The 24,761-nt window shown below is 56.4% G+C and carries 22 protein-coding genes; 11 read left to right on the top strand and 11 right to left on the bottom strand.

The genetic code is table 11. The annotated features are described in order from the left end of the window. Positions 1-39: 39 nt before the first annotated feature. The 3 genes from PLANPX_RS17155 to PLANPX_RS17145 are packed head-to-tail and all read right to left on the bottom strand — an operon-like array spanning position 40 to position 3,175. Entirely contained in the window at positions 40-1,236 is a 1,197-nt protein-coding gene (locus PLANPX_RS17155; RefSeq protein ID WP_198421750.1) for a type III polyketide synthase, read from the bottom strand. Continuing rightward, complete coding sequence (locus tag PLANPX_RS17150; RefSeq protein WP_152099916.1) at positions 1,233-2,408, bottom strand: NAD(P)/FAD-dependent oxidoreductase; 1,176 nt, start codon at positions 2,406-2,408, stop codon at positions 1,233-1,235. Before PLANPX_RS17150 ends, PLANPX_RS17155 begins: the two co-directional genes overlap by 4 nt. After that, positions 2,405-3,175 carry a methyltransferase domain-containing protein gene (locus tag PLANPX_RS17145; protein ID WP_152099915.1) on the bottom strand — a complete coding sequence of 257 codons (771 nt, stop codon included), beginning with the start codon at positions 3,173-3,175 and terminating at the stop codon, positions 2,405-2,407. The genes PLANPX_RS17150 and PLANPX_RS17145 overlap by 4 nt, the downstream gene beginning before the upstream one ends. Before the next feature lie 347 nt (positions 3,176-3,522). On the opposite strand from PLANPX_RS17145, the gene PLANPX_RS17140 reads away from it, so the two are divergent. Both PLANPX_RS17140 and PLANPX_RS17135 read left to right on the top strand, forming a co-directional pair. After that, positions 3,523-4,158: a YceI family protein gene (locus tag PLANPX_RS17140; protein WP_172992132.1), complete on the top strand. Its 636-nt coding sequence runs from the start codon at positions 3,523-3,525 to the stop codon at positions 4,156-4,158. A gap of 78 nt (positions 4,159-4,236) precedes the next feature. Next, the gene (locus tag PLANPX_RS17135; protein WP_152099913.1) at positions 4,237-5,010 is read left to right on the top strand and encodes an NnrU family protein; all 774 of its coding nucleotides are present in this window, start codon (positions 4,237-4,239) and stop codon (positions 5,008-5,010) included. Positions 5,011-5,766: 756 nt separating this feature from the next. On the opposite strand, the gene PLANPX_RS27440 is transcribed toward PLANPX_RS17135, so the two are convergent. Next, complete coding sequence (locus tag PLANPX_RS27440; protein ID WP_172992131.1) at positions 5,767-6,399, bottom strand: hypothetical protein; 633 nt, start codon at positions 6,397-6,399, stop codon at positions 5,767-5,769. Positions 6,400-7,564: 1,165 nt separating this feature from the next. Between PLANPX_RS27440 and PLANPX_RS17125 the strand changes: the two genes are divergently transcribed. Then, positions 7,565-8,110 (top strand): hypothetical protein, encoded by a 546-nt coding sequence (locus tag PLANPX_RS17125; RefSeq protein ID WP_232536152.1) that lies wholly within the window; start codon positions 7,565-7,567, stop codon positions 8,108-8,110. 79 nt (positions 8,111-8,189) lie between these two features. Here the strand turns inward: PLANPX_RS17125 and PLANPX_RS17120 are convergent, their stop codons facing one another. Together PLANPX_RS17120 and PLANPX_RS17115 are read right to left on the bottom strand one after the other, a co-directional pair. Beyond that, positions 8,190-8,519 carry a hypothetical protein gene (locus tag PLANPX_RS17120; RefSeq protein WP_172992130.1) on the bottom strand — a complete coding sequence of 110 codons (330 nt, stop codon included), beginning with the start codon at positions 8,517-8,519 and terminating at the stop codon, positions 8,190-8,192. Positions 8,520-8,527: 8 nt separating this feature from the next. Beyond that, positions 8,528-8,851 (bottom strand): hypothetical protein, encoded by a 324-nt coding sequence (locus tag PLANPX_RS17115; protein WP_152099909.1) that lies wholly within the window; start codon positions 8,849-8,851, stop codon positions 8,528-8,530. A gap of 11 nt (positions 8,852-8,862) precedes the next feature. Here PLANPX_RS17115 and PLANPX_RS17110 point away from each other — a divergent pair, with 11 nt between their 5' ends. Then, positions 8,863-9,120 carry a hypothetical protein gene (locus PLANPX_RS17110; RefSeq protein WP_152099908.1) on the top strand — a complete coding sequence of 86 codons (258 nt, stop codon included), beginning with the start codon at positions 8,863-8,865 and terminating at the stop codon, positions 9,118-9,120. Between the two features lie 74 nt (positions 9,121-9,194). On the opposite strand, the gene PLANPX_RS17105 is transcribed toward PLANPX_RS17110, so the two are convergent. Continuing rightward, positions 9,195-9,914 carry a hypothetical protein gene (locus tag PLANPX_RS17105; protein ID WP_152099907.1) on the bottom strand — a complete coding sequence of 240 codons (720 nt, stop codon included), beginning with the start codon at positions 9,912-9,914 and terminating at the stop codon, positions 9,195-9,197. 229 nt (positions 9,915-10,143) lie between these two features. Between PLANPX_RS17105 and PLANPX_RS17100 the strand changes: the two genes are divergently transcribed. Further along, the gene (locus PLANPX_RS17100) at positions 10,144-10,425 is read left to right on the top strand and encodes a hypothetical protein (RefSeq protein ID WP_152099906.1); all 282 of its coding nucleotides are present in this window, start codon (positions 10,144-10,146) and stop codon (positions 10,423-10,425) included. A 48-nt stretch (positions 10,426-10,473) separates the two neighbouring features. Beyond that, the gene (locus PLANPX_RS17095) at positions 10,474-10,911 is read left to right on the top strand and encodes a helix-turn-helix domain-containing protein (RefSeq protein ID WP_152099905.1); all 438 of its coding nucleotides are present in this window, start codon (positions 10,474-10,476) and stop codon (positions 10,909-10,911) included. Here the strand turns inward: PLANPX_RS17095 and PLANPX_RS17090 are convergent. Together PLANPX_RS17090 and PLANPX_RS17085 are read right to left on the bottom strand one after the other, a co-directional pair. Continuing rightward, positions 10,867-11,838 carry a hypothetical protein gene (locus PLANPX_RS17090; protein WP_152099904.1) on the bottom strand — a complete coding sequence of 324 codons (972 nt, stop codon included), beginning with the start codon at positions 11,836-11,838 and terminating at the stop codon, positions 10,867-10,869. The two genes, PLANPX_RS17095 and PLANPX_RS17090, sit on opposite strands and share 45 nt — an antisense overlap. 651 nt (positions 11,839-12,489) lie before the next feature. Beyond that, entirely contained in the window at positions 12,490-14,211 is a 1,722-nt protein-coding gene (locus tag PLANPX_RS17085) for a di-heme-cytochrome C peroxidase (protein WP_152099903.1), read from the bottom strand. Positions 14,212-14,982: 771 nt separating this feature from the next. On the opposite strand from PLANPX_RS17085, the gene PLANPX_RS17080 reads away from it, so the two are divergent. Continuing rightward, a complete protein-coding gene (locus tag PLANPX_RS17080; RefSeq protein ID WP_172992128.1) occupies positions 14,983-19,005 on the top strand; it encodes an SIR2 family protein in 4,023 nt (1,340 codons plus the stop codon). A gap of 85 nt (positions 19,006-19,090) precedes the next feature. Here PLANPX_RS17080 and PLANPX_RS17075 read toward each other — a convergent pair whose 3' ends face one another. Continuing rightward, positions 19,091-19,399, bottom strand: coding sequence for a hypothetical protein (locus PLANPX_RS17075; RefSeq protein WP_152099901.1), 309 nt, complete (start codon positions 19,397-19,399; stop codon positions 19,091-19,093). Between the two features lie 355 nt (positions 19,400-19,754). On the opposite strand from PLANPX_RS17075, the gene PLANPX_RS27435 reads away from it, so the two are divergent. After that, the gene (locus tag PLANPX_RS27435) at positions 19,755-19,892 is read left to right on the top strand and encodes a hypothetical protein (protein ID WP_172992127.1); all 138 of its coding nucleotides are present in this window, start codon (positions 19,755-19,757) and stop codon (positions 19,890-19,892) included. 154 nt (positions 19,893-20,046) lie between these two features. Here the strand turns inward: PLANPX_RS27435 and PLANPX_RS17070 are convergent. After that, positions 20,047-21,230 (bottom strand): IS3 family transposase gene (locus tag PLANPX_RS17070; protein WP_152099846.1). Its coding sequence is split into 2 segments (ribosomal slippage): positions 20,047-20,963 and positions 20,963-21,230, totalling 1,185 coding nucleotides; the frame shifts between segments, so codons are not numbered across the junction. A 4-nt stretch (positions 21,231-21,234) separates the two neighbouring features. On the opposite strand from PLANPX_RS17070, the gene PLANPX_RS17065 reads away from it, so the two are divergent. The 3 genes from PLANPX_RS17065 (at position 21,235) to PLANPX_RS17055 (ending at position 24,440) form a co-directional block, all read left to right on the top strand. Beyond that, positions 21,235-21,933, top strand: coding sequence for a hypothetical protein (locus PLANPX_RS17065; protein ID WP_152099900.1), 699 nt, complete (start codon positions 21,235-21,237; stop codon positions 21,931-21,933). 824 nt (positions 21,934-22,757) lie between these two features. Further along, on the top strand, positions 22,758-23,738 hold the full coding sequence (locus PLANPX_RS17060; RefSeq protein WP_152099899.1) for a hypothetical protein: 981 nt from the start codon (positions 22,758-22,760) through the stop codon (positions 23,736-23,738). Positions 23,739-23,873: 135 nt separating this feature from the next. Next, a complete protein-coding gene (locus PLANPX_RS17055) occupies positions 23,874-24,440 on the top strand; it encodes a hypothetical protein (protein WP_152099898.1) in 567 nt (188 codons plus the stop codon). Positions 24,441-24,761 lie beyond the last annotated feature (321 nt).

Genomic DNA, 24,761 nt, shown 5'->3' with positions numbered 1-24,761 from the left:
ATTCTTCACACCTTCCCATGGGAAGGTCCCATCAACACGTCACCGGACGAGCGCCGCTTCAATTGTGACGCCGGGCCCGAACGCCAGCATCACGGCCGGCAGTCCCGCGCGGCGCCGCTGCAGTTCGCGCAAGATAAACAGCACCGTCGGCGACGACATGTTGCCAAAGTCTCGCAAAATTTGTTCGGACGGAGCCATTTGCTCTGAAGTGAGCGCCAGCGATTCCGCGGCGGCGGCAAGGATGCGGCGGCCGCCGGGATGGATCGCCCACGAACGCACTTCCTGGCGAGCGAGGCCTTGGCGGGCGAGCCAAGCGTCGACCCAAGGCGCCAGCCGCTCTGCAATCAGATCGGGCAACCGCGGCGAAAGAGTCATCTCAAAACCGTGGTCGCCGATCCGCCAACTCATCAAGTCGGCCGAATTCGGTACGACGAATGAAGCGTGATCACCGAGTCTCCAGGCGTCGCCGTTAACGCAACTCGAACGTTCACTGTGATCGGACGATACCACAGCGGCCGCGGCGCCATCGGCGAAGAGGGCGTTAGAGACAATCGTCTGCGGTTGTTCGTTGTATTGAAAGTGCAGGCTGCAGATTTCGGTCACGCAAACGAGTACATTCGCGCGGGGGTCGGCTTTGCAGTACGCCTGAGCGACGCGCAACGCATTCAGCGCTGCGTGACACCCCATGAAACCGACCTGCGTTCGCTGCACGCCGCGCGGGAGAGGGAGCTGCTCGATGAGGCCTAGGTCGAACCCTGGCGCCGAGAAGCCGGTGCAAGTTGCCGTCACGATGTGAGTGATCCGATCCACGGCGAGGTCCGACTCGGCGAGGGCGCGGCGCGCCGCTGCGACGGCCAGTCGCGTCGCCGATTGCTCATAGAGCGCCATTCGCCGACCGGTCGATGGGCCGCCGTCGGCAGGCGAGGTCCGAGGTCGAAAGAAGTCTTGCGTAGCCGGCGGGCCGTCAACGGGCGCTTCGAGGATCGCGCAATGCCGCGAGGCAACGCCGGAACGCCGATACAGGGTGGCGATTGCTCGCTTACTGCGTTCTTCCGACGCGATCAGGTCAGCGGCGATCTCGGCGGCTTCATGCTGCCGGATTGAGTGCTCCGGCACGGCGACGCCGAGGCCGCGAATGACGGGGGCGGACGGCGTCCGCGTGATGCGATGCGTCATCGTGCGCACAGGGGCGCCAACCGGCGTGATGCGAGCGGAGGTTTTCGTCAGAGGGCTCATGCGGCGATCCTTGCAACGGCTTGAGGTCGGTTCAGGCGGCGAACAATCGGGGCGGCGAAACTCGGCAGCGCCGCCGCGACGGCGAACACACGGCGGGCGTAACGCGGCTGGCGAAGCGCAGCGGCGAGGATCCGGTTGAAGAACTGGCCGCCGTGAACATCGCGGCGAAGCGTTCGTTCCCAGGCGGCGGGAAGCTCGGAATGCCACTCATGGCATGCCTGCAGCGCGAAGGACGGCACGGCCGCCGCCGCGGCTAGTCCCCATGCCATTCCTTCGCCCGTGATGGGTTCGGTGTATCCGGCGGCGTCGCCAATGAGGATTATGCGGTGACTAGCGACGCACGCTGGGCGTTGCGTAAGGGGACGCGTGCCGCGGATCGACGCCGTCGAGAGACCGTCGATCGCGGGCAGCCCGCAGCGGGTAAGCGCTTCGCCGATCCAACGGTCGAAGGCCCCGCGACGAGCGACAGCGGCGTCGAAGGCGGCGCCAATGCAGAGCCGCCTGTCGACAAGTCGGGCGACGCCAAGATAACCGTCATCGACAATCGCCATGCTAAGCGTCGCTGGCTCGTAGCCGGCGCTCGTCAGCGTCTCGCTCGGAGCAATGCCCAGGCCGAGCCGCGAGTTCGGGGCCGCGATCGCGGCGAACTCTGAAAGACGCTGCAGCGAAGGTCGACCCAATCCGTCGGCGACGACGACAAGCTCCGCCCTCAAGCGGTCGGCAGTTCCATCGGCCCGTTGCAGAGAAATCGTTCGCGTCGCTATTTCGCGCGCAGCGCTGGCAGCGTCGAGCGGTTCGACGGTTGCTTTCACGCCGGCGAAAAGTTCGACGCCAACCTGCACGGCCGCTACGGCCAGCGCGGCGTCGAACGTCGCGCGATTGACGATGGTTCCGGCTTGGTCGTTGATGGTCACTTGCCGGGCGTCGCGATGGAACGTGATCTGCCTTAACGGCGCCGAAAGTTCGTCACGCAGGGCGACGTCGAGACCACAGTGCCGAAGCACCGAAAGGCCGCGCTCGTTGAGGCAGCCGCCGCAAACTTTGTAGCGCGGTCCGACGGTGCGCTCGAGGAGCGCGACCCGCAGCCCCGCGCGAGCCAGCTGAGAGGCTGCCACCGATCCGGCCGGTCCGGCGCCGATGACGGCCACATTCCAGGGCGTGGGAGCGCTCATCGTACGAACTCCGGAACGGAGACGGCGCAATTCTCCCAAACCAGCGTCAATCGCTCCGGCCAGCGTCGCTCGATCGTCACTCCCTCCAGTCCGGCGGCGTGCGCTAGCTTCAGAAATTCGGCGGCAGTCAGAGCGCTCCGCACCGACGCGGGGCCGTCGAAGCGGACCACAGGCGAGCGCGTCAGCAATCGACAACCCCAACATGCGAGCCAGTAGCCGAAAGCCGAACGGCGGAGGTCGTCCATTACGATCGCGTGTCGCGTCATGCGGCTCAGGCGACGGAGAAGGACGACCGCTTCTGCTTCGTCGAGATGATGCAGAAAAAGCGAGCTGACGATGACGTCGTACCTGCCGTGCAAATCGTCGGTCAACGCGTCGGCTTGAAAGAACAGCACTTCTTGCAGCCCGAGGCGTCGCGCGCGTTCTCGCGCCGCCTCGACGGCCACCGCGGTTCGATCGCAGCCGAATAGCTCCGCCTTAACGCCCGAGCGCCGTGCCCGTCGCGCGACGCCCAGCGTGACGTCGGCGTTGCCGCAGCCGACGTGGAGAATGCGAAGCCGATCGAGCTTTCGTTCTCGAGCGATCCGTTGCAACCGTCGCCACAAATGACCGGCGGTGAGGCTGAACGCATTGATTCGCGCGATCCCGCGGAGCGCATCTTCGAGCGCGGCGGGGGCGATCCCCGGTTCGTCCATTAGCTCCGGCACGCGCTGGCGAGCGCCGAGATTCGGACCGTAGGTAGCGGCCGTTGCCGTGCTTCGCATCATCGCTGATTCCTTTCAGCTTCGCGCCGCGACAGCAAGGTGCGCGACGCGCGTCGCCTCTTCGCGAAGCGCCGTCGTCCGAAATTGATGACGTGGTTGTCCGTAAGTCGCGGGGCGGTCTTGCGGGAAGTTCGCAAGTTGCTCTCGACTCTTATCGACGCAGCGATTTATACCATGTCGGCGTCGAGCGAGAGGCTATGGTGCGACGAGTAGGACGTGCGTGTCAATTGCATCAACCACGCTCACTAGAACTCTTACGACATCGAAAGGAAACCAGGTCGATGATGGACGAGAACGCTCAAAAGTGTGCTGAATCGATACGCCTCTGCGCTGTTTTCGCTTTACTGATAATGTGTCTCAGTGTCATCGTCGGCGAGGTCGCTGGCGCCGCTGATGTTCCCCCAAAGCCTCTAGCGCCCGGCGAAGTTGATGCGACGAATTCTCGCGTTTACATCCGCGTCGAAAAGACAGGCTTCGGGCACGTTCACGGCGTCGTCGGCATGCTGCGTTCGGGACGCGTCACGCTTGATGCCGACCAGGGAGCAGGGCAACTCGTATTCGATACCACCAGCTTTCTAGTCGACGTCGCGTATGCCCGTAAGTATCTCGCCGTCGAAGGCGAAGTTCCCGGCGAGACGCAACGCGAAGTAACTGCCAACATGCTTAGCGCCGAAGTGCTCGACGTGAAGCAATTTCCGACCGCCACGTTCGATATCGCTTCGACGCGCAAGACGCCTCAGCCAAGTCGCCAGGGACTGCCGGTCTACGAATTCATCGGCGAATTCACCCTGCATGGCGTGAAGCGACCGCTAAGGTTTCAGGCCGAGGTCCAGAACCGCGGCGAATTCCTCCGCATCCGCGGCCAGTTTCCGCTCCGACAATCGGAGTACGGCATCAAACCGCTCCGCAAAGCACTCGGCGCCGTCGGCGTGGCCGACGAACTAGCCGTGCACGGCGACATTATCGTGGCCAACGCGGTGAAGTAACGTTCAACGCTCGCACTTGCGCCCAATCGATTAGAAACGTCGCCTAACGATACGATCACACTCTCGCGGAACTCCGGCATGGACGCAGCCTGCTCTGATTCGACCTCAGTCTGGCGCCGCGCCGTCGGACTCGTCGTCGGCGCGACGGCGCAATTGATGTTCGCGATCACCGTCGTGTGGCTCTATGCGTTTCTTTCCAATACGGCCGGCAGTCTTGTCGTGCCGTCGGCGTTCCTCATGATGCTATTGGGGAACATTGGTCTGGCGCTTCTCTTCGCCATTCCGCACAGCCTCCTTCGTCTTCCGCAGGTGCAATCGGCGATTGGTCGCGCGATTGGTCGAGAGTTTTTCGGCGTCTTTTACTGCATCGTCACTTGCCTCTCGCTGTGGTGCGTGTTCTTGGGTTGGCGAGGAAGCGACAACGTCATTTGGGAACTTCATGGTTGGCCTCGCAGGCTCGTCGTCTCGGCGTTCCACCTCTCATGGATCGCTCTCGGCTACAGTCTGCTGCTCACCGGCCTGGGCTATCAAACGGGATACACCGAGTGGAGCCGCTGGGCTCGGCGGCAGCCGCTGCCGCGCCGTCGGTTCACGCCGACGGGCGCTTATCTTTGGCTGCGACATCCCGTTTACCTCAGTTTTGCCGGGTTGATCTGGTTTACGCCCAGGATGACGTTCGACCACGCCATACTCACCGGGGTGTGGACCCTGTACCTCGCTATCGGCAGTTATTTGAAAGACGAACGCTTGGCTTACTACATGGGGGAGGAGTATCGGCAATACCAGCAGCAAGTGCCAGGCTATCCGCTGATGCTCGTCGGCCCGTTGGGCCGGCGGCGGAAGGGTTCATGACCCGCGTACGTCAGGGTACGAGCGATCGAACGACAACTCGCCGCAGGTCCGAATCTTAACTGCGCCGCCATTGTGGAGTCCTCCTTGCGATTCTGTTGTTTAACGCCGGGAATAATAAATAGCTCCTGTACGCGCCCATCGAATCGAGTACTCGCACCTCCATCGATCGCGGCTAGCAAATGACATAACTGGCCTCTCCGTCAGACCACTTGGATCAAAACTTGATCCTTCTGCGAACGCCTTCCTGAAAAATGCCGTTTGTTGGTTTCCACTTTTTGTGCGGAAACGCAACAGACGACTATTTCAGGAGGAAAAGATGATTAAGCGAATCAGCACGCTGCGAACGGACTCTGAATGGGTCCATATAATTACAGAGCCTCAGTTTGACGCATTCGCGGACCGCCTTGACCGCTGCGAGACGGACTTGTTCGACACAATTCACGAAGCAATACGGGATCGGCACGAAGAGGCGACGCGGTGCGACTTCGACGGGATGCAACATCCCGTTTGGAATCTCTGCACCCACGATCTTTCGTTCTTCTACCAAATGCTTCCAGGGCACATAGAAATAGCCGGCCTGAGTTCGTTGATAACGGACGTCCCATTGATGGCCTCCGAAGACTTCTACGCGGATTTCTCTGATTGCGAACACTCGCGGTACAATCCACAGCCACCCAACATTCTCATTGCCCGTCTCAGAACTAGCGACTAGGCCTCGTCCCCGCAGCGCCCACTCCGCCATTTCTTCTTCGATCTTCAGGCGGCCAAAGCCTCATCACCTTCCCCGAACGGCTTGACGATGTCCCGCTTCATGCGAAGAACGCTCGCCGGCAGTTTTGACTGACCTGCTGCCTGACGCCGTGAATTGATCATCCGCAACAACGCCAATAGTTGCTTCCTAACAGGCGCGTAGGGTTCAAAGGGGAGATTCCAAAGCCCCCTGGCAATCCATTCAGCGCTTCGTCTTGTCGAGAGCTCGATGAGATAGGGCTTCAGCATTCGCAGTTGTTCGCGAGCGATTTGAACTCGAACGCGATACCTACCGTCAGGCTCAGCCTCGGCAGCTCCCGACTCCTTCTTCAAGAACTCCCCTCGCCTCATAGTCAGCGAGTAACCGGCAAAGTGGATGGGGTGCTTCCGCACATCCTTCACTGCTGTTCCTTCTTCCAGGAAGAATCGATGCGTCCCGTGAGTCGCCACGATCAGCCAGTCTCGCTCAAAGTCATCGCGCTCGGCACCACCCGGATGCGCTTGAACGAGCTCGGACTGCCTTGCCCGAACACTCGCTCTGCTCCGCTGGTCGCTCCCGCGACTAGCGTTGCAAACTCCTACTGAGGCCACACTCCCCTGCACTGGCGTTTCAATCACGCAGCCGACGAAGCTGCGCACCGGATACCAACCCGGCGGCCAGAGCAGATCCTGCGTTAGCCATGTTCCTCTTCAACGAGGGTCTCGTGACTAGCAGGGATTAGCCTGCTAGATCAACAAAGGCTTTATGTCTCGCCGTCAGGCGAGCATAGTTTCAAGGAACTCGTCGTTCCTCATTTCAGGGGACAAAACGTAGAAACTTCCCCTTACCCATAAGCCAGGATCGTTCGTCATAAGCGAGTTTCTATCGAAACTTGCTGACATGCTTGGCAACGACTCCCTCATCGACTGACCGCCAAGCCCTTCTGATGGGCCTTTCGTAGTTGAGCTATTCGCGGCTTGAGGATTTGCCCCAAGTCCCCGGTCGAGTCACCGACCGGCGGCTGCCCTCGCGGACATGCCGGCTCCCTACGGCGGCGCACGTTGAGCGAACCTCAAGAGAGGCCCGAACCCCGTGGGCGGATTAAGTCGCAAGTCTCCTACGCAGGAGACTGCAACCGCACCGACTTTGAAACATGACGGCCTTGGACAGAACTTCTTCCAAGGGTTTTCCGCATCGCCCACAGTTTGGGCGACAGAAAGATAAGACTTTCGTCTCTATCGGATAGAACCTACCGGATTACTTCGACGTCGGTCGCTGCCATACAAAGGCAGCGTCGACAATTCGAGATTACTCGGAGGAGCCTCCGTCGAACAGGGCGAGCACCTCTCGATGCAACCCAGCTCTACAGCTCAGACTCGCGACGACTGGTAAGGTCCGTCTCCTTAATCAGCTGGTGAGGCTGATTAAACGGGAGCGTCTGCAAAACGGAAGGGGCAATCAAAGCTACATGAACGTTTAACGACCGGGAAGCGATCCGACCGCTTCTCTAAGAGCGGATCTATATCATGGTTTTACGCACTAAACAAATGCAGTTTGACGTGCTGAGAACCTCCACTCGGGTTCGACAAAAGGGGCGCGCCCCTGCCGCCTCTGCCATCGCATCGGCCCCAGCCAGGGTGAGGGCCGATGCGACGGCGACGGCGGAAGGGGCTAATCGGAGGCTATCCTGGGAAATAGAGGAGGCGTTCGGCTAAGTAAAGATCGTTTGAGACATTTCGATGGGGAAAATATCGCTATTCGTTTCGCGCATCGCTATAGTGACCGCGACTCCATCTTTTCCATTCCGCTCCGGAGACGCCCGCTATGGCTTCATCATCGAAGAGCAAAACGATGCTAGATTACGAACCGCCGCATGAAAACGTTCTGCTCATCTCTTGCATGGACCTGCGATTGCTTGACGACATCGTCACGTTTATGAACGGCGACAACCTCTGCAATCGCTACGATCACCTAGTGTTTGCAGGCGCTGCTCTAGGCGCCACGGGAGTGAAGAAGGGTAGCGCCCGAACATTGGATGAATGGTACAAAACCTTTATCGCTCACCTCGACGCCGCCAAGGAATTGCACGAAGTAAAGGATGTGTACATTTTGGAGCACCGGGCTTGTGGAGCCTACACGAAGAAATTCCATATTCACGACTTAGACGCTTCACCGGAGGTTGAGCTCGACTGGCACGCCTACTACGCGACCCTACTGGAAAAGGATATCAACCAATGGTCGCAGGCGAACAACTGGCCGCTAACGATCCACAAGTTCATGATGGATCTACGCGGGCAGGTGACGTTGCTGCCCGACAAGAATTCACCGCCGACGAAAGGATCGAAGAATGGCGGGAAAAAGAAAAAATAACTGAGAAAGTGCGCACAGACGGCTGCATAAAAAAAGAGCCCCAGCGATGCACAGCAATCGTGGGGCGAAACCAGGCGGATTAGAATCCGTCTCCATCCTCCTTTCGTGCGCGGTAGTCGGCTTGCAATCGGCTCTGCACAAAGGCATCAGCCGATTCAAGCATCTTGGCCGCTCTCAGCAAATCGCCGCCGCCGCCGAGATATTCCGTGTTCTCCCATTCGGAGCTCTCGTCACGTCGAAACGCTCGCGTTAACTTCACGCTGAAGTTGGGCGAGCCGTTATCGTTGGGGAACTCGAAGACCGCCACCGTCAGCGGGAAGCTCGTCTTGCTCCACGCCGGTCGTTGGCGACGGCCTTGTTCATTTCCGCGGTTCGAACTCTCCTGACTTTTTGCAGCAGTCGTCATCATCGACTCCTTCAAATTTGAGCGCACGCAAAACCAATCGTAAAACCCTTCGCCGCGTGCATCGCATTGGGCTTGCCGTCCGCCATGCCAGTGGCGAGCCGCAAGGCCAGCGTCGAGGCCAGATGCGTCGATAGTATCACGTCCGCATTGCTAAGCAAAAAATCTTCGCCTGCCGTTCCTTCGTCGAAGCATCGACGACATCCCCCATTTTCGTTGGCCTGGAGAACGTGCTTGAGTGGCTGCGTTGATTTTTCACGGTCGACCATCACGCCTCCATTGATCGGCAAAATGCGTTTCGTCCGCTGGGTGCGGAAACGCACTTTACCTTTAACCAATGGAGAAAAATATGAAAAAGCAAAGCAACCAACCCGCTAACAAGCCCGTTCACACCGTTCGCATCGGCATGGTGTCGGCGAGCGTGTTTCTCAATGAAGGCAACGACGGCGTTAAGTTTCCGTCGGCTGTGATCCGTAGATCGTACAAGACGGAGGGCGGCTTCAAGGACACGTCTAGCTATGGCTCCAGACACCTCGGTGAGCTGGCAGCCGTCATCGCAGATGTGCGAGCCTGGATCAGTTCTAACTATCCGGATGCTGCCAAGTGATCGGACGTCTGCGGGAGGAGCGATGAGGCTCCTCCCGCATTCGGCGAAGAAGTATCGACTGGGAGTACGAAGAATTAAGCGACTTGTCTTTCGTCTGCAGATGAAAGTTCGTGCAACCGCAGCCGCGCTCCATGCTCCAACACCATACGCTTGTAGAAGGCGAACGCCGGACCTCCTGTAAGCTGCGAACGATGATAGCCGTTGGCAAGAGTCGCGGTCGCGGTCGCGAGGGCGAGCCTCTCAAGCTCCTTTGTTTCTACGGAGGAGAGTGACTTGAGGTACTTCTCAAGTTGAACTTTCAGCGGGTCAGTAAGAGGTTCTTTGTTGAGGTGGCGAGCTGCGGCGGAATAGGATCTGTTGCGGGGAGCAGCCTCCTGTTGCGGAGCCGCATAGCCTTCCCGAATTGCCTTCACTAGATAGCCTGCCGGATTTCGAAGCTGTTTCTGTCCCTTGTTTCGTAGCAAGCGGTCGAGCACCTCCAGCTGCAGTTCGATAACTTCTTGCGGATAGTCGCGAGCGAGCTCCATGGCGACCGAGCGAGTGACGCCAGCGTTCACCAGGCGGTCAGCTAATGTTGCTGCACTGCCGAGGAGTTTTGCGGCCGACGCGTCAGCTTGACGCACGAAGACGATTTCCCAGTGTCCTCGGGAAACCTTGACATACCGTTCCGCCGAGGAGAGAGGTTTCAGGTAACCCGCTGCCTCCAACTCTTCGATCGCCGGTTGTAATCGCCGCTTCAGCTGTCCCGTGTCGTAGTTGCGACTGAGGCCGATAAGGTATTTGAAGATGGGCATCGCGGTAGAGTGGTGCGGGAACTTGGAATCAATAGTGTGCCACGAGGTATTCGCCCCGTCTACTGCCCAAAAACCGTGTCGCCCTGTAAGGCTTCGCCCGATCGTGCCGCCACGTTGGAGGTTATGCAACGGACGAAATCAGCGTGGGCCTTTAACAATTCCATTGACGGTTCGCTGACGCCGTAAAGGATGAAAATATGTCCGATTTTTCACCCTTTGGAGTCTCGTCATGAAAGCGTTAGTCGATCGTCTGATTCAAGCCGGCCACTTCGAGGAAGTATGGACGGCCGGCGTCTACGCTGGCTTCCGCGGCGTCGCCGTATTTCACAACGTCCGGGGCGTCGCGTTCAAGCCCATCGGGCATGAAACGGACGAGCTATTCTTGCTCGTCGATAAGATGGAGCCGGCAGAGTTGAGGGAGACGGCAACGTACATCAAGGCGGAGTTGGGCGAGGATGGATACTACGACGACGAGGAAGACGACTTCGTGTTCGACGATGTCGCCGCTTAGAAATCGTGGCCCGGTCAGCACTCAGTTGACCGGGCCACATTACTACAAATGAGCCTCCGAATGAACTTCCAGAAGCTTCTAGCCAAACTCGAAGACCTCGACGATCGCGTAGCGGAGACCGTCGCCGCCGGCATCGTCAACGAGGTCAGCGAGTGGGCGGCTAAGAATGGCCACCCTACCCTGGTGCGGGAATGGACTCCCGCCGCCCAGGTAGTTGAAGTGCGCCGCTACTTGGCTGAATGCATCGCGGCGACAACACCGCCGCCGGAGCCAGGACCGGAGCCGCTGTTGTCGCCGCCGAAAGTTGCCGAGCTGACCGGCTCAGCGCCGGAAACGGTCATCGAATGGATCAAGACCGGCTTCCTGAAGGCGTCGAACCTCGCGACAGGGCAACGCCCGCGCTACATGGTGAAGCCAGCCGATCTAGACGACTTCCTCGCGTCACGCCAAGTACCACGCGCGAACGCCTTCCGAGCACGCCCGTAGCTTGTCGTCGAATGTCTTCTGGCGGTACTGAGTCGCCATGTCATTGCGCGACCAGCCGCAGATGCGATCGATGACAGCTTGCGAGCCTTCCGCCACCGTGACAAACGTCCGGCGGAGCGAGTAGAAGCCATGGTTCGTGACGCCGCATTGCTCGCAAAGCTCCACGAACGTGTGGGCAACGTTGTGCCGATTCCACCCGCTGCTATGGTGCTCCAGTGCCTCGACCGTCTCCGGCCAGAGCCAGCAGCGGCGCGAGATGCCCGTCTTCGGCCGTGCGAAGTTGTGCCATTCGCCATCAGGGCCGGGGAAGAGCGAGCAATCTTTCGGTCCGAATGCGCAGTTGATTCCCAGCAACAACAGCCACTTGAAATCGTCGCCGGCCGCCTTCACCAGCTGGCGGAGGTCGGCGGCTTCGTAGAGGCGAATGCCTGCGGCTTCCTTCGCCGCGCGTAAGAGCCGTTGCGCGGGCGACTTCAGCGGCTTGCCGGCATTGGGGAAGATCATCCGGGCGATGACCAGCCGGCGCTTCAAAGTCACCGGTCCGAGCGTTGGTACCTTTTTGCCCTTCGCCAGCGCGATTCTCAGGCTGTTGAATTCGAGCGATTCGACGCATCGCCCCCGGCCGTAGTGCGATTCGATGACTTCGCACGTCCGCCGGTACTCGGCGTAGGTGATTGGGGTGATGTCCCCAGTGGCTAGTTGGGCCTGTTTATCGGCGAGGAAGGCGTCGGTCAGGCTGCCAACAGTCTTCCGGTCGACGACGGCCGAGCCGTTCATGTACGCGAGGTACTTGTCGAGCGCGGCTTTGGGATCGCGCCAGGGGCCGAAGTAGCGGACCTTGCCGCCGATTCGCGCGGCCCACGATCCGCGGGAGTGCGCGTAGAGAGGGAAAGCAGCATACGGCTTCTTGGGTTTTGCCTTTGCCATGTTCAAGTCTAGGTCGGGTAGGAGGCGTGGTACCAGGCGTGTATGTCATCGCCGGCAGCACAACCGATTCGATCCGAACTAGCTTGAAAAACCCTAGAAAACAAGGCAAATTTGAAGAGTACCGGAGGTCGGACTTGAACCGACACGCCCTTGCGGGCACTGGATTTTGAGTCGCGCTCGCCGGAAGCTTCTATTGAATTGTCCTGCGTTGCAAATGAGTCGTAAAGTCTTCTCAGTAACAGAGATGATGAAGGGGGTGATGTTGCGATTGCATTGTACCCATGTTGTGTCGCATCGCCAACATTGTCCCCATTTTGTCCCCACTTTTGCTGCCCGGTTCAGTCGATGACGGGGGGCTCAATTGTTCATGGGGGCATCTTCTGACGGTTTCGTAGCTTCGGTGTGTCTCACCTCAGCGCAGCGAGGGGCAGTCGCGTACCTAGGTCGTTTCGACCTTAGGTGGGTTACTGCCACCCATACTGCAATTCGCCCCAAAGTCGATATTCGGAAAGTCCATCGAATAGTTAAAGGATTTAAGTAATATCGTAACAGGCCTTGGGTCACTGAGCTCATCCACAGTAGCGAGCGGGCGCTATTCGAAGCGGTTCAGTAAAGCGACACGGCGCTTTTTTGAATTGGCTAATTCTTGGCTCACTGGGATTTTAAGTACTCAATAATTTGCCACCGCTGCTCGTCACTAAAATCTGTTTTGCCTGGCCCCGAGTGCCCTCGGTTGGAATTGCCTGGGATTGGGTTACCTTGATCGTCGTGTGTGCGAAAATGGAATGCGTCCCCGTGTGGCTCTGTTGAGAAGCCCACATGAATAGGATCGAATTCCCGACTGCCGACAAAGAAATTGTCGGCACGTTTCTCTTCAGGCAGGAGCCATTGATAAAGATTGGGTACGGCGCCCGCATGACCATATGGAGCGGTCGCCCACACACCATTCAAAGGACGGGCTTTATACCCCGCTCCTAATAGCGGCGGGAAGCCGCCGTCACGATGACCTTCGAGATCTTCGCGAATTTCCCGTTTTTCCGCTTCGCTTCGGTTTCGCAGCTCCCCTGCCAAGTCTCTCTCAATCACGCCGCTGACGGCAGCTCCCAATAGCATGGCCGCTGGGACCTTTCCCTCTATTTCCAAGGGGGGCAAGCCAAATTTGCTCACGGTGTCCTGAAACGCGCTGAGCTTTGCTTTTGTCTCATTCGAGTCCAGCGCAAGTACTCCAGCAAGATCGCCAGGCTTGGCGGTTCGCGTAATGAAATTAACTATCATTTGTTGGTCCGTTCCGATTTTCTGAAACGGAACAGCCGTAGTTCGTATAAAGGTGTGACCAAGGCTGTTAGGGGATGTCATTTCAAATTGGCCTTGGTCATCTCGCATGTTGTGGCACTGCGCGCAGTTTTGCGCAAATAGTTCTCTACCACGTGCTGCCTTTGTGATGTCAATTTCTCCAAGGGGTGACGGCCATTTGGGAGATTGCAAGCGGCGCATTTGCAATTCCAAGCGATGCAGATAGTTGAGGCGCGCGGACGATTCGAACTGGCCGCTCTCCGGCTTTCCGGTGAGTTGCGCGTGAGCGAAGACCCCAAGCACCTCGCCAACGTTGCGAAAAATGGGCTTCTCCACGCTACTGTTCCATTGCACCCAATCAAGCATGGGCGTATCCCAAAGGAAGGGATAACTGACCGGTGCATTGGCTTCGCGGTGATTTTCAGGAATCCCGAGAGACGCCTCACAAATCTGATTCAATATTGCTCCGAATGCATCCAGACGGCCCAGTCCGTAAGGGTGGGTCGCTTTATTGCGCGCCACCAATTTCTCCATTACGGGTGTGTATGCCGTCAATTCTTCGCGCAGCCCCGTGGTGTCGATGTCTCCCGCCGCAGCCTGTCGGATTCGTTGCTCGAAGCGACCGTATTTGTTGTCATCCTCGGCGGTTGCTCGCAGTGCCCTCGCCAGCTCGCTTAGCAACGACTCCACATCCGCCATCGCGGCACCGCCATCGATGCGGTAGGTCTCTCCTTTGAAGGTCAGCTCTGATGTGTGGCAAGCGGCGCAGGTGAGGCCGAGCCAGTCGCCCGTCGGATAGTGGTCCATCGAATAGTCGGGACCAAGAAATCCCTTCTTGACTTCGACGGGCGGCGCGCTTGAGTCGAGTACAAATCCGATCGGCAGACCATCAGGGTTGCGGACAGGATGGCGCTCATGTGGAATGAAGCCAAGTTTTCGTATGTGAGCGTCACCCGAAAATAGTTCCTCACTGTCAGCTTTTTCAAGGCTGAGAAACCAACTGTAGGGAACTAGCTGAGAACCTTGTCGCGAGAAATAAAAATCTAGCCGCTCGTTTGCAGTCCAGCCGTTCGCTTCCAAGTGAACCACCTGGTATCAGTCACAGTGTGGCGCGTAGTTTGAAGCGGGCGGCATTAGCATGAATGGGTGCCCCTACTTCAATTGTTCAACGATACTTTTCTACTAGCGCGCGGCACCCCGCTGTACACCAGTGCAGTGCCAGGAGTTTTAGGATCGATAGCCGTAGGGTTGTTGCCACCGAACTAGAAATCCCGCGAAAAAATGCACTCACTGAAAAACACGACTGTAGTGTCGATATAAGGCGGTGAGCCGGAGGTCTCTTTAGGCAACAGCGTACAGTAGTGTCATAAAAAGTGCATTTGAGGAAGTGCTTGGGTTTACAGGCTTGACGTGCAAACGCTACACATTGCTCCACGCTGGTCCGCCTTTACTTTTCCCACACATCTAGATCCCGGAACGTCGCGCAAATTTGCACTTTAGAAGCGTTCGTGCGATTGAAGGCCCGAAGGGAAGAGGGGCTGTTGACGCGCGATGCAGGATGGCAATATGGAAACGGTCATATCGTATACTCCCGAAGAAGCATTTAGGATGATCGAGAATGCTAGAGCCCGCAAGCAGCGAGTCGTACTTCTCCTTGGATCGGGGATCTCGATTGACGCCGGCATACCAATTTCGATAACTCTTTGCGACTATCTTGTCGCTTTGCGAGTTGTATCACGGCGTAGGGGGTTCGAAAACCTACGAGAATTCGTACGTACGTTTGGATGGCCGCATCGCCATGATGTATGGGCAGAGTGGATCTCGCAGCAGGCGGGCGGAGGTCTCGAGTCGATGCGATTGGCCATGAATGAGGAACGGGCAAAGGCGTATGCCGAGGGTATCGGCGCAGAGTTGGTTCGCGTGGCGCCATTATATGCACGGATGTCCGAAGCTTACATAAAAGGCTTGGATTTCTCCAAAGTTAGTTACACCGACTACCGCTCTCTTCTCAACTCAGCAGCCAGTTATGATGATTCACTTGTCGACGCTTTCTTCGACCATTTTGTAAGGGGGCGCCGCCCGTCAGCGACTCACCAGTTTATCTGCTTCGTTGTTGAGAAGCTCGGCATCGATCTGATCCTTACGACGAACTTCGATCCGCTAATTGAAGAAGCGTTACGCGCGGAGGGCCTGTCACCAACTGTTTACGAGGTTAGCAGGGAAGGCTCATTGCCGAGCCCGCGATTAGTGCGAAGTCAAGCGCTCTCACTAATGAAACTGCACGGTGGGACACACGGCCTCCGAACCGGGTATGACCTCGATGAACCGCTTCCTATCGCGGCAATGGATACGATGAGAGGATGCTTGGAAGATCGTTTTATTGATGGTGTTAAGGGCGGCGAGACTGGGGCATTGGTAGTCGTCGTTGGCTACAGTGGAAGTGATCGGCGCGTAATGGACGTCATTTCAGATCATATCTCCCGCTGGCGGGATAGCCCATTGGGCGATCCTACCAGGGTTTTATGGGTTACTCGAAGCGGAAGCATTCCCAATCAGCTGCGGGACGCCGTGCAACCGCTAATGTCGACAGGGCATAGCGATAATGCGACCGCTCCAAAACCAGCGGCTAGCGTTCAGTATCGTGATGCTCAGTTATTCTTTCAAGAATTGTATCAGTATCTCTCACATGAGTATGCCGTTAGCCGCACTTCGTACAGAGCACTACCTACCGCCCCGCGTTCCCTAGAGCGTCACATTGTAGAAGACATCAAGAACAGATCGTTCAAGACCATCCTCCTATCACGCTTTAGAATTTTCGCAGCTGTGCAGGAAGGTCGGGGGACATCCACTGCTTTGAATGTGAACGCTAATGATACAGACGAGTTTAAATCGCACGAAAGCGTATGGATTGATGCGTCAGATATAGCTACTCGGGCCGCGTTGCTATCGCGGATTGTCGACGATCTATCCCGAACAGACAGAGGGATACACTCTCTTCACCGACCGCTTATGCTGCGTGACGTTGACATGTTTGAAATCGAGGCGATCGAAAGAAAAGAAATGGTTTGTAAGGAGCGCGCGTTGGACGAAGCGAGCGCAGTGGAGGAGGAGTGGACGCATGTTACCGTAGACCATGAAAAGCTTTTGGAGGAAGAGGAGGGGTGGGAAAGCACAATAGCCGTTCGGTGGCTAGCACGAGCACTACGCCGAAGTAATGTGCTGCTGAGCATTGATTCGATCGGTGAGTTCGCCTTTCCTCGCTACCTGCCGTTAATGAGGGTAAGTGAATGTCGCATTGACGTACAGCGATCGCGGCTTCTGAATCTACTTAGCCGCATCAGGCAAGAGTCGCATACGTTCGGTACGTCAATTGTTGCTTGTGCAATTACGCCGTTCACCAAGGCAAGCAATTCCACCGGCCAGGGTGGTAGTTCGAGTGATACTAATCTGATTCGTAGCGACGATCCAAGCGCAGATCCATCAGCCCTGTACGCAATGCTCAGTCGCATCTGTGGTCCGTCCCTTTCTACACATGTCACCATGATCTCAGACAGGGATCGCGAGGAGGAATCGCGGGGAGAAACGGCACTAAAAATTGTAAATGAACAGCTTGAGTCAGATTGCCCTGTTGCAGGGCTTATTCTCGTCCTTGCCAGTTTGTTTCGCAGGCCGCGTAGCCGTACCGCGTTGCTAGTAGTTGCCGTCACAGTGTTGCGGCAAGCGGATTGGCAGGACTTTGCTGGTGGCAGAGCATGTAGGGACGTGAGAGCAGACGGAGACCGTCAGCTAGAAGCGACTTTCGGGCAGAGGTATTTCGCAAGTGCAGCGATGGGCCTAAGCGTAGCCGAAGGTTGTATGCACAATGACTGGCATCTTTTGTCGCGACTGGAAGGCGGATTTTATTGGATGCATGCGAGCACGAAGGCGAGCATCTACAACTATTTCTTTGGGGCAACAAATCATACCTCTGAGAAGGCGGCACTCTCAAAAGCGAAAGCTGTGAGGGATCTGTTAGCGCCGCAGAAAATTCGCCTCGCGCTCGAGATAGCACGTTTTGCAAAAGAAGACGTCTACGATAAGTCACGTGATACCGCGGCGTTTTGCGAGTTTGTATACTACAGCGTAGCTTCGATTGCTTGGGCGTTCGAGCGTGCTAAGGAAAAAGAAGAGTGGGATATTGAAGAAGTCGAGGAGGCGCCGGAAACGAACTATCTCGGTCCGCTGCGAGCACTGCTTAGTTCTCTGAAGGCGGAAAGCGACCACTTACATTCACATGGAAAAGTTGCCGAGTTGCTCTGCGAATTGGGGCAAGCAATAAGAATTCTTAGAACCATCGACAGTAGTCTATATAATCGGTTCAAAGATTTAGGCGACCTTCAGCCGCTGCATGTTGAAGTGAGAGAATCCCTGAGGGATTTACTAGCACATTATTCACAAATGCTCCTAACAGCGGGGCACTCTCGCTACGCTCTCCGCTACCTTTTTGTGGAACTCAGTTCAGCGTGCTCGGAACTAAGCGGGAATTTAAGCACGTTTGATGAGTTGTTTATAACAACGCTCAAGCTGGAGGACGCGCGGCCTGCGAATAACCGCCGTACTTGTGCATGCCACTCGTGCACGATGTCTGCCGCACACAAAAAGGTTGCAAAGCAACTAATACAGCTGGTGCGCGATGGATTGAGTTCTGGCGATGCGGCGAATCGCAAAACTGCAGAGCGCACACTGTGGTGCTTGGTCAAGTCGACAGTCGCATTACACGAGCCGTTTCTTCTAGCAGGTGCGGTTGAAAATTGTTGGATCAAAAAGAGATCCAAGTATGTCTGGATTAATAGCATTGAGTGTCGTCGCAGACGACGAGCTGCAGAGAAAGTAGTGCTCAATGCTGCCAAAGGGGCAGTCGGTCGCGAATCGCGTAATGGATCACGCGATATGGACTTAGCTGGCATGTACATAAAAGCCAGGGAATTACACTTGGCATTAGAAGTCCATGTGGCAAATCCGCGTTATGGTTGGCTTTGCGGTACCCCATTGCAGTCAAAATCGCTTAGCTCACAGAGGGAGGTGGTGAGAATTGCAAGGGATTGCGATGAGTTAGGACGTTTGCTAGGCACTTTCTCATCACAGCAGCGTGCCAGGCGAGTCCGTAGCTATTTACACACTTTGCATGGCGTCGCGATTGCTTATCTCGAGCTCGACGGTGCCGACGACTTCGTTTCTCCCACGAGGCATCAGAATTCTCGTGAACTTAGCGGAGGTGGCGGTGACGTCGGATGCTTTTCGGCTGTCGAATTTTCCAGGGCCAGGGCTTGCTTACATCAACCGTTCTGTCCGGACGACATGACGCTGGAGTCCACTGCAATGTTAATGGACGCTGAGTGGAGATTGCTTAAGTGGATGAATTCCAGAGATAAGTTCCTGGATGGTGGCGTTGACGACGCGGCATACGCATCCCTTACAGAGATCATACGCTATCTGGAGCAAGCGGAATCAATTCTTGCGAGGGGAAGGGTCGAGAGTAAATGGCGAGTTTACTTTTATTACCTATCAGCTGCTGCTCATTACCAGAAATTTGTTCTCAACTATGACGCGAAGGGGAAAAGTGCTGTGTCTCTGGGGGTCCTGGAGGCGGCGGTATCACATGCAACTGAAGGTTTGACTAACAGTGGATACGATTCTGACATTCGGCTTATTCTGCGCCGACTTTTCGATAAGATCGAGGCCGATGTAGTCAAGTATGAAATCGAAACATCTCAGTGGCATGCTATACGCCTCCGGTGTGGTCTTCCGGAGTCATCTGATGCGGTACGAGGACAGCTCGATCGTGTTGACTGGCGTTGGCGGCCAAGCAGTTCTCGGACCAGCAGTCAAGTCTAGCGATTCACTTAAACGTAGTAGATCATTGCGACAAGTGAAAGAACCCGGGAACGGTGCACGACCATTAACCCGGGAATTGATAACCCTAGTCCAAACCTAGTTCTTTCCTTCGGCTACTGATCCATTCGTGCGCAACGGTGAGAGCACGCTTTGCATCTCTCATGTGCTGACCGAAAGGAATGTAGCTACCTTTATATGCGCATGGAGGTAGAACTCGGCGGTCGGTGGCCATTTTGAGCGAGCATGCAAATTGGGGCTTTCCATCTTTTGCATCAGCCCATTGATAGACAACAACATCAAGACGGCCAACTCTCTCACTGTGAACTGCGTAATCGTAGATTTGGAAAATTTCTTTCCGCATCATGTCGACTGCACTGTCGATCTTCCTAGCCATGACTGGAGTCTCCTAGACGCATCCAAAGAAAATAAAACCTTACGGGATGCACCGTTAGGGTTCAGCCAGCGTACCTGAGGACCGCTCGCTGAACCGCGACTGCCAGCAGTTGAGTGCATGTTAGCACGCTCCTATACGCTAAGCAAACGGCGCGGATCGCTGAGTGCCGGGTGTCTTGCGCGTAATCAGTAGCCTGACTTCGACCGGCGAATCGCAGCTAGATTCACTGCGATACACGCCCTACGGGACTAGTCATATTCGGCATGTCATGGCTACCTGATCCTGCCCTGCTATCGATTTCCTGATCCATGCGTTGTGAAGGTCGAATCAGCCCTTGGGGCGAGGAGACCCGCAGATGAGTACGAAACGTCGTCGTCATTCGCCGAAGCAGATTGTCCGTAAGTCGCGTGACGCGGATGCGATGCTGACCGCTGGGAAGGATTTGTCGGCAGTGCTGCAATCGCTCGAAGTGAGCGAGTCGACGCTGGAGTAAGTGCGATTAGCGTTTCTATGGTTTCAGCGAAGATGGCGATATCGCACCGAGTCCGCCAGCAGGCCCTCTGCCTGTAATCGCAGTAATTCCTCGTGGCTAACAATCCATTCTTTGGCGGCGCCTCGTGACCTGCCCCCGGTTAGTGAACCAATCGTTAAGTTAGAGTTGGCGTTGCCCCAACGCCAGCCTGCTTCGCTTGCTGAGGCGTAGCCGAAGCAAGCGAAGCAGGCTGAATCGCTTCCGGCGCCGGAGCCCGGTAGCCCAACGAACTGTGCGGTCGGACGGCGTTGAAGTGCCGGCGCCAGCGCTCGATGAGAACCTTGGCCTCCAGCAGCGTATCGAACTGCTCTCGCGCGAGCAGCTCGTCGCGCAGCTTGCCGTTGAAGCTTTCAACGTAGCCGTTCTCCCAAGGGCTGCCCGGCTCGATGAACAGCGTCTTAACGCCGACCCGAGCCAGCCACTCGCGCACCTTCGTCGCCGTGAACTCGGCGCCGTTGTCGCTGCGGATGTAGGTCGGCACGCCGCGACGGACGAACAGGTCGCTCAAGCGCTCCAGCACGTCCTCGCTCTTGAGGCTTCGGGCCACGTCGATCGCCAAGCACTCGCGGGTATGCTCGTCGATTAGGGTGAGCATCCGAATCGCCCGGCCGTCGCTCGTGCGATCGGCGACGAAGTCGTAGCTCCAGACGTGATCTTTGTAGGATGGGCGCAGCCGCACGCACGAGCCGTCGGCGAGCCACAGTCGCCTCCGTTTTGGTTGCTTCTGCGGCACTTTCAGGCCCTCCTGACGCCAAAGACGCTCGACGCGTTTGTGATTGACCGTCCAGCCGTCGCGCCGCAACAAGGCAGTCACCCGGCGATAGCCGTAGCGGCCGTAGTCGCTTGCCAGTTCCACGATCCGCTTGAGTAACCGCGGCTCGTCGCTGGGAACGCGCTGCTTCCGCCGCTGTGTGCTGCGATGTTGGCTCAGCACCTGGCAAGCCCGACGCTCCGACACTCGGGCGCGTCCGAGAGAATCTCGAACGTACTCGACCGCACAGCGTCGTTTCGTCGGGCTCAGAAGTTTCCCGACGCGGCTTCCTTCAAGATCGCCTTATCAAGCTCCGCGTCGGCGAGCAATCGCTTCAGTCGAGCGTTCTCTTTCTCAAGCTCTTTGAGACGCTTCGCTTGGTCCATCCGCAAGCCGCCGTACTCCTTCTTCCAGCGGTAGTACGTCTGCTCCGTCACGCCGATCTGCTTACAGACTTCGGGAATCTTCTTCCCACGAGCCAGTTCGACTTCCGCCTCGCGCAGCTTCGAAATGATCTCTTCCGGCTTGAACTTCGTTCCTCGCGGCATCGGAATGCTCTCCTTCGACTTCGCCCACAGCCTAGATTCTCTCCAAGCGTGGGCTCTTTTGAAGGGGGCACGTCACTTTCGTTATGCACTGCCCTGCTTTCCTTTTTTGTTTGTATGGTTATCTGGAATATTTAGGAATTTTCTTGACAGGGAGCATCATGCCGCGATAGGTTTCCCACAACTCCAGCGACAGTCGTTGCGAACGATCGTCGCTGCGTCCGCGCTAACACTGCTTATTTGGTCCGGTATAAGCAGCCTATGGATTTATCCACACAGCTTAAGTTACTTCAATGAGTTGATCGGAGGACCGTTGAACGGACCGAAGTACTTGCTCGGAAGTAATGTCGATTGGGGGCAAGATTTCTTGTACCTCAGAGATTGGCTGAATAAGCGTCCGACTAGTGAACCGGTTCATCTGGCATTTCATGGCAATTTAGATCCCACTTACTTTGGCCTCGATAAGACGCTTCCCTGGCCGGAACAATTGCCATCGGCTAACAGTGCTGCGAATGGCGAGCAAGGCGAAAATCCGAAGTTAAATCCCGCTTGTTACGTCCTCAGCGTGAACTTTTTGCACGGGGCTAGCTGGGCGGCGCGCGACGGGTCTGCATCGCTTGACAGCAATTCCCATCCGAGCTTCCACCAAGCTCGCGGCCTAAAACCGACAGCCTTTGCGGGCTATTCGCTCTGGGTTTTCCGCTGAATCACTCACTCATTTCAACTACAGGAACTCGGCGTATGGACGCTCGCGATGTCCGTTCGAAACTGGTGACGATGCTTAGCCGGATGGGGAGCGCCATCACCTCAGTGAGCCTATTGGTGGTCATGTCAGTTGGCTTGCTGATCGCGCCCGCGCTCGTGCAGGAGGCCCAAGGGCAATCGGGGTCTTGCACCAACCCCGAGAATCCCTGCACGGGGCAGTGCTGTGGTAATTCCTGCATCGCAGCCAACCGCACCTGCTGTGCGCGCTGGAACGGCAGCAGCTGGAGCTACACTTCATGCGGCGTGGGTGCCGGATGCTGCGACGGCGCGTGCTGCGAGAGCAATCAGTGCGCTACGCGTTGGGATGGAGATAGCTACGTCTACCAGTGCTGCACCGACGGGAAAGTTGCGACGGGAGGCACATGCTGCGATCCGGGCGAAGTCGGCTGTAACGGTAATTGCTGCGATCCGGAGAGCTATTGGTGCTGCGACGAGGACGACGACCAAGAGTACAACGATTGCGGACGGTGTGAATACCCTGGTTGGTCAGGCTATCTGTTTTGCAGTCTGTGTGACAGCACGCCTACTGACGGTAATGGGCAAAACGACTCGTGCTTGCTTTGTGATTCCGATGGAGATGGAACGAGCGATTCCTGCTATCTATGCGACTCCACGCCTACAGACGCCAACAACGTCAACGATGCGTGCTGGCTGTGCGACGACCCGACGCACTCAAGCGACCCGGATGACGACGACAACGATACAAATTCCTGCTACCTGTGCGACAGCACTCCCGATGGTGCCCACAATGTAAACGATAGCTGCATGCTATGTGACGATCCGTACCATGCAACGGATCCGACAAACCAAGAGGGCAAGAACAATTCCTGCTATCTTTGCATGAACAAGATTGCTGGAACCCAAAACGATGACTGCTATCGCTGCGATGTCAAAAAGGCCGATGGCACACCGGGTAAGGATGGAAAGAATGACGACTGTTACGGGTACGACACCGATAGCGACGGCACGAAAGACAGCTGCTGTCCGACGTTCCGGTTGGAACTGGAATTTGATAACGATTTTCAGGGAAGAAGTAGGAGTAGCGCAGGAGTAGGTGAATCGGGTGAAATTGTAGCAATTCAAGCGGATGGGCAGACTATGGGCGCTGTCACCTATACCACCAGCGATGCCACCTGCGTCGCCGTAAGTGGTGATGACTGGACTGCAGGCGACCGAGCCTGCTCGGCGCAATTGTGTGCGGAGGCTAATGGCTGTAAGCAGTGTAAGACGCTGAAAATTGTCGAACCCAGCGGCGTAACGATTGAAAAGGAAGCTGGTACTGGTGTTTGGCACGTTCACAACACGGGTAGTGTGGGGTTCAAAGGAAGGCCGTATATAACAGCTGCGAATGTATCATTCGCAAACATCGAAGTTCGCGAAGGTGCTGTTGCGGCTGTTGCCAATGGATATTTTGCCTCGTACAACGGTTTGATGCACGCTGTTGGCGGATGGGTTAACGTCCTGCCTGTAGTTGTCGGAAAAGGCAGTAAAGTCGACGGCGTCGATACGATTTCGATGGGAGCATTTACGACAACTCCATTTTCTGCAGGCAGCTTAAGCTGGCCAATTCCTTGGGAGTTTAGAGTAGGAACTGGTACTCCAAAGCAGTTTGCGGTGGTTACTCACCTTTCGGTTATTGAAGGAGATGGTGCAAATCCCGTAAACGGCAACGATGGGCGATGCACTCAGAGTAAGGGGGGCCATACGGAAACCAAGAGTTACGGCGATGCCGCATCGAGCTACTAGCATCTAGCTTCGTTTAATAGGAGGATCAATATGACTTCAAGGCGAGTTAAACCTGCATGGCTGATTTTGATCGTGGCCTTATTCACTTGCGGGCCACATCGCCTTAATGGAGCCGGCGCGCCTAACGATAAGAAAATGCTGACGGACAAAACATTCAAAGAACTTGCTGAGCAAATCAAGCCTGTCGAGAACAAGGGCGAGTTGGCGCGATTTAGGAAAATCAGCCAGGAAGTTAGTCAGATAGAAATTGCCTCGAAACAACAAGACCCTGCCGCCTGGAGCCAACAGAGAACTCAGAAGCTGCGATTATGGTTGCGATTGATAGATGCAGTGAACCAAAGCATCGACCCCGAATGGGACCCGAAGGATTCTCCGGAATTGAACGTGATGCCTCCTCCAGATAGCCAAAGCTTTTCTGGTGTTGACCCATCTGCGATTGAGGACCCAAAGCTTCGTAAGCAGTACGAAGAAGCGATTCTCGCCAATTCAGAAAAAGCCGAACGGCATATCCTGCAAAGGGAACTCCAGAAGTCTGGCGAGGTACTACGCAGCAAAATCTCCAAATATGCGAGTGCAAACTTTACCGATATTGCAGGGGAGCGGGAGGGTATAAAAAGATCCGTGGAAGAGGAAATAAAGGATGCGACCTTAAGGAAGCAGTTGATGAAATTGCTTGTGTCGCCTACCGAAGGCAAGCAATAGGGCTGGGGATGTGCTCGATCAGGCTGCGGCGCAAGGCTTAGTACCTGCGGTGCGATCCTGGAGGGTGAGCCATCATTCGCCGTTTCGTGAGCGCGTAAACACATTCTTTCTGAAGACAGTTTTCGCAGGGGACGTAGGAAGCTATCGCCGAGGGGTCGAAAAAATCAATCGCACGTGAAGTGTTAGACGTCGAGGGCAGATCAGCTTGGGCATTTAAAGTTAGGAAAGCAACGGACGAGGCCGTTCGTGCGTACATAAGCGATCCGTACCCATGCGATCTCTGGAGGGTTTTCCTAGTGCCATCAGTTTGCTGATGGTTTA

It is taken from the genome of Lacipirellula parvula (assembly GCF_009177095.1).
Classification (GTDB): Bacteria; Planctomycetota; Planctomycetia; order Pirellulales; family Lacipirellulaceae; genus Lacipirellula; species Lacipirellula parvula.
This window is presented reverse-complemented; position numbering and strand designations above follow the sequence as displayed.

Bases quoted from the DNA above. Each gene is read 5' to 3' on its own strand.
- PLANPX_RS17095 (WP_152099905.1), top strand. From the start codon at position 10,474: ATGAGCCTCCGAATGAACTTCCAGAAGCTTCTAGCCAAACTCGAAGAC.
- PLANPX_RS17140 (WP_172992132.1), top strand. From the start codon at position 3,523: ATGTGTCTCAGTGTCATCGTCGGCGAGGTCGCTGGCGCCGCTGATGTT.
- PLANPX_RS17080 (WP_172992128.1), top strand. From the start codon at position 14,983: ATGCGATTGGCCATGAATGAGGAACGGGCAAAGGCGTATGCCGAGGGT.
- PLANPX_RS17125 (WP_232536152.1), top strand. From the start codon at position 7,565: ATGGCTTCATCATCGAAGAGCAAAACGATGCTAGATTACGAACCGCCG.
- PLANPX_RS17065 (WP_152099900.1), top strand. From the start codon at position 21,235: ATGCTCTCCTTCGACTTCGCCCACAGCCTAGATTCTCTCCAAGCGTGG.
- PLANPX_RS17135 (WP_152099913.1), top strand. From the start codon at position 4,237: ATGGACGCAGCCTGCTCTGATTCGACCTCAGTCTGGCGCCGCGCCGTC.
- PLANPX_RS17055 (WP_152099898.1), top strand. From the start codon at position 23,874: ATGCTGACGGACAAAACATTCAAAGAACTTGCTGAGCAAATCAAGCCT.
- PLANPX_RS27435 (WP_172992127.1), top strand. From the start codon at position 19,755: ATGAGTACGAAACGTCGTCGTCATTCGCCGAAGCAGATTGTCCGTAAG.
- PLANPX_RS17155 (WP_198421750.1), bottom strand. From the start codon at position 1,236: ATGAGCCCTCTGACGAAAACCTCCGCTCGCATCACGCCGGTTGGCGCC.
- PLANPX_RS17150 (WP_152099916.1), bottom strand. From the start codon at position 2,408: ATGAGCGCTCCCACGCCCTGGAATGTGGCCGTCATCGGCGCCGGACCG.
- PLANPX_RS17110 (WP_152099908.1), top strand. From the start codon at position 8,863: ATGAAAAAGCAAAGCAACCAACCCGCTAACAAGCCCGTTCACACCGTT.
- PLANPX_RS17075 (WP_152099901.1), bottom strand. From the start codon at position 19,399: ATGGCTAGGAAGATCGACAGTGCAGTCGACATGATGCGGAAAGAAATT.
- PLANPX_RS17105 (WP_152099907.1), bottom strand. From the start codon at position 9,914: ATGCCCATCTTCAAATACCTTATCGGCCTCAGTCGCAACTACGACACG.
- PLANPX_RS17090 (WP_152099904.1), bottom strand. From the start codon at position 11,838: ATGGCAAAGGCAAAACCCAAGAAGCCGTATGCTGCTTTCCCTCTCTAC.
- PLANPX_RS17060 (WP_152099899.1), top strand. From the start codon at position 22,758: ATGCTATGTGACGATCCGTACCATGCAACGGATCCGACAAACCAAGAG.
- PLANPX_RS17120 (WP_172992130.1), bottom strand. From the start codon at position 8,519: ATGATGACGACTGCTGCAAAAAGTCAGGAGAGTTCGAACCGCGGAAAT.
- PLANPX_RS17145 (WP_152099915.1), bottom strand. From the start codon at position 3,175: ATGATGCGAAGCACGGCAACGGCCGCTACCTACGGTCCGAATCTCGGC.
- PLANPX_RS17100 (WP_152099906.1), top strand. From the start codon at position 10,144: ATGAAAGCGTTAGTCGATCGTCTGATTCAAGCCGGCCACTTCGAGGAA.